The 3840-nt window shown below is 68.6% G+C and carries 1 protein-coding gene; it reads right to left on the bottom strand.

Translation table 11 applies throughout. From position 1 onward, the window contains the following. A partial coding sequence (locus tag ACFYW3_RS39105; RefSeq protein WP_389389046.1) for an acyltransferase domain-containing protein occupies positions 1–3840 on the bottom strand: 3840 nt, incomplete at both ends.

Here is a 3840-nt window from a genome sequence, read left to right as displayed (position 1 = left end):
CGCCCCCACACCAGCATCCGCATGCCCCTGAACCAGAGCAACCGTCGACGCCACCGCCGACTCACCACCCCAACCCAACAACGACACCACACCGGACAGAACACCCACACCGGCCAACCGACCCGCAAGCTCCGCACGATCAACCTCGGAACCGACCACCAAAGGCACCACCTCGGCACCCGCCGCGACCAACGCCTCCCGGATCGGCTTCGCAGGCCCGTCCCCGGCAGCCGAAACCAGCAGCCAGGTACCGCTCATCCGTGCGTCGGAGTCCAGCGCGAGCGAACGCCACACCGTCCGATACCGCCACGCATCCAACGTCGACGCATCCCGGCGACCCCGACGCCACTGCGACAACAACGGCAACCACGACCGCGCACCGGCCACCGCGTCATCCACCGAAGCCCCGGACACATCCAGAACACCGACAAGACCATCCAGATCCCCACGCTCCACCGCGTCCCAGAACGCCGCATCAGCCGGATCCATCACACCAACAGCAGCACCAACACCAGGCGCCACCGCATCCTTCAGCCAATACCGCTCACGCTGGAACGCATACGTCGGCAAATCCACCCGCCGAGCCGACCCACCAGCGAAGAACACAGACCAGTCCACCGGCACACCAGCCACAAACGCCTCGGCCAACGACCTCACGAACCGATCCGCACCACCATCACCACGACGCAACGAACCCACCGTGACCACAGGGGTCTCCGCCACATCCCCGGTCTCGGTCAACGCCATGGTCAGGACGGGGTGCGGGCTGGACTCGATGAAGACAGCACCCTTCTGCGCCAGCAGGCGGCTGACAGGCTCGAACCGAACCCGCTCCCGCAGATTCCGCACCCAATACCCGGCATCCAGACCAGCCGTGTCCATCCGCTCACCCGACACCGTCGAATAGAACGCCACCGAGGAGGACTGCGGTCGGATGTCGGCCAGTTCGCGCAGCAGGTCCTCGTTGAGGACATCGACCTGCGCGGAGTGGGAGGCGTAGTCGACCGCGATGCGTCGCGCCCGGACACCGTCCGCCTCGCACGAGGCCAGGAGCTCGTCGAGTGCGTCGGGTTCGCCCGAGACGACGACCGAAGCGGGTCCGTTGACGGCGGCGACGCCGATCCGGCCGTCGAAGGACGCGATCCGCTCCTCGACGTCGGTCACCGGCAGCGACACCGAGACCATGCCGCCCTTGCCCGACAGTTTCTCCAACACCAGACGGGAGCGCACCGCAGCGACCCGGGCACCGTCCTCCAGGGACAGGCCACCCGCCACGCACGCGGCGGCGACCTCGCCCTGGGAGTGTCCGATCACCGCGGCGGGCTCCACACCGAAGGAACGCCACACCGCCGCCAGCGACACCATCACCGCCCACAACACCGGCTGGACCACGTCCACCCGACCCCACAGCGGATCGTCCGCCTCACGGAACACCACGTCCCGAAGCGACCAGTCCACCAAAGGCGACAGCGCACGCTCACACGCCACCATCGACTCACCGAACACCGGCGAGGAATCCCACAACTCCCGACCCATGCCGACCCACTGCGAACCCTGACCCGGGAACACGAACACGACACGGCCGGCGGGCTCTCCGTCACCCGACACCGCTCCGGCACCGAGCCGCCCCGCGGTCACGGCTTCCAGCCCCTCCGTCAGTTCGGCGACGGAGCCTCCCAGCACCACCGCGCGGTGGTCCACGTGAGCCCGTGTGGTCGCCAGCGACAGCGCCACGTCGTTCACATCGGGGTGAGGTTCCCGCATCGCGAGGCTCTGCAGTCGGGCCGCCTGGCCGCGCAGAGCTCCTGCCGACCGCCCAGAGAACACCCACGGCACGACCGAGGTGGTCAAAGCGGGTACCGCGGGGACCTGAGACTCGACGACCGGAGGCTGTCCCGCCTCATCCTTTACTTCCTCGAGAATGATGTGGGCGTTGGTGCCGCTGATGCCGAACGAGGAGACACCGGCACGGCGCGGACGGTCCGACTCCGGCCACTCCCGGTTCTCGGTCAGCAGTTCCACCGCGCCCTGCGACCAGTCCACCTGGTGCGTGGGCTCCTTGACGTGCAAGGTCGCCGGCATGATGCCGTGCCGCAGAGCCTGTACCGACTTGATCACACCCGCCACACCGGACGCGGCGGCCGTGTGGCCGATGTTCGACTTGATCGACCCGAGCCACAGCGGGGCGTCCTGCGGCCGGTCCTGACCGTAGGTGGCCAGCAGAGCCTGGGCCTCGATCGGGTCGCCCAGCGTCGTACCCGTACCGTGCGCCTCGACGACATCCACGTCCGCAGCCGACAGGCCGGCGTTGGCGAGGGCCTGCCGGATCACCCGCTGCTGCGACGGACCGTTCGGCGCGCTCAAGCCGTTCGAGGCACCGTCCTGGTTCGTCGCCGAACCGCGGATCACCGCCAGAACCCGGTGACCGTTGCGGCGCGCGTCCGACAGACGTTCCACCGCCAGCATGCCGACGCCCTCACCCCAGCCGATACCGTCCGCATCGGAGGAGAAGGCCTTGCAGCGGCCGTCGGAAGCCATGCCGCCAAGGGCATCGAATTCCGCGAACGCCCCGGGGGTGGCCAGCACGGTCACGCCGCCGGCCAGGGCCAGGTCGCATTCCCCGGTGCGCAGCGACTGGGCAGCGAGGTGGATGGACACCAGGGACGACGAGCACGCCGTGTCGACCGTGACCGCGGGCCCTTCCAGGCCCAGCGCGTAGGACACCCGGCCGGACATCACACTGCCCGAGGCACCCGTGATCGCGTAGCCCTGGCTGCCTGATGAGTTCATCAGCAGGGCTCCGTACTCGACGGCCGTTCCGCCGATGAACACACCGGTACGGCTGCCCTTCAGGGAGTGCGGGTCGATGCCCGAGCGCTCGATGACCTCCCACGAGGTCTCCAGCAGCAGCCGCTGCTGCGGGTCCATCGCCATGGCCTCACGCGGCGAGATCCCGAAGAACCCGGCATCGAAGTCGCCCGCCTCGTGCAGGAAGCCGGCACGACCACCGCTGGTGATGCCCCAGTTCTCCCATCCGCGGTCGTTCGGCATGTCCGAGAGTTCACTTCGGTTGTCCATGACCATGCGCCACAGGTCCTCCGGCGAGAGGACGCCACCGGGGTACTTGCAGGACATACCGATGATCGCCAGCGGTTCGTCCGCTGCCGTGCTCACTGCGCTCGCCGTCTGTGCGACGAGTGGACCGCTGCCCACCAGTTCCGTACGCAGCTGAGCCGCGAGTTGCTGGGGGTTGGGGTAGTCGAAGACGAGGGTGGCGGGCAGGCGCAGGCCGGTGGCCTTGGTCAGCCGGTTGCGCAGTTCCATCGCGGTCAGCGAGTCGAACCCGAGGTCCTTGAACGGCTTCGCGGCCGTGATCTCCACGGAGGACGCATGCCCCAGAATGGCGCCGGCCTCATCACGTACCAGATCGACCAACGCCGCTTGCTGTTCGGCTTGGTTCAGGCCGGCCAGGGTGGCCCGCAGCTCGGATCCGGCCGTGTCGTCGTCGGGAGCCTCGGAGGAGTCCTCCGCCAGAACACGGGCGACCTCCGGAATGTCCTCGATCAAAGGACGCCGACGAGCAAACGTGTACCCGGGAGCGAACCGCTCCCAGTCCATGTCGGTGACCGTCAGCGCGGTCTCGTCCCGCTCGATCGCCTGACGCAGCGCCTGCACCGCCAACTGCGGCTCCATACCCCGCACACCCAGACGCGCCAACTGCTCCGCAGCCGCGCCCTCGGCCATCCCGGTGGCCTTCCAGTTGCCCCACGACACCGACGTCGCCACCAGACCACGACCCCGACGCTCCCACGCCAGACCGTCCAGGAACGCGTTCGCCGC

The sequence above is a fragment of the Streptomyces sp. NPDC002602 genome (genome assembly GCF_042889445.1).
Lineage (GTDB): Bacteria > Actinomycetota > Actinomycetes > Streptomycetales > Streptomycetaceae > Streptomyces.
Note: the sequence above shows the minus strand (reverse complement) of the source record. Positions and strands in the feature narration are given on the sequence as shown.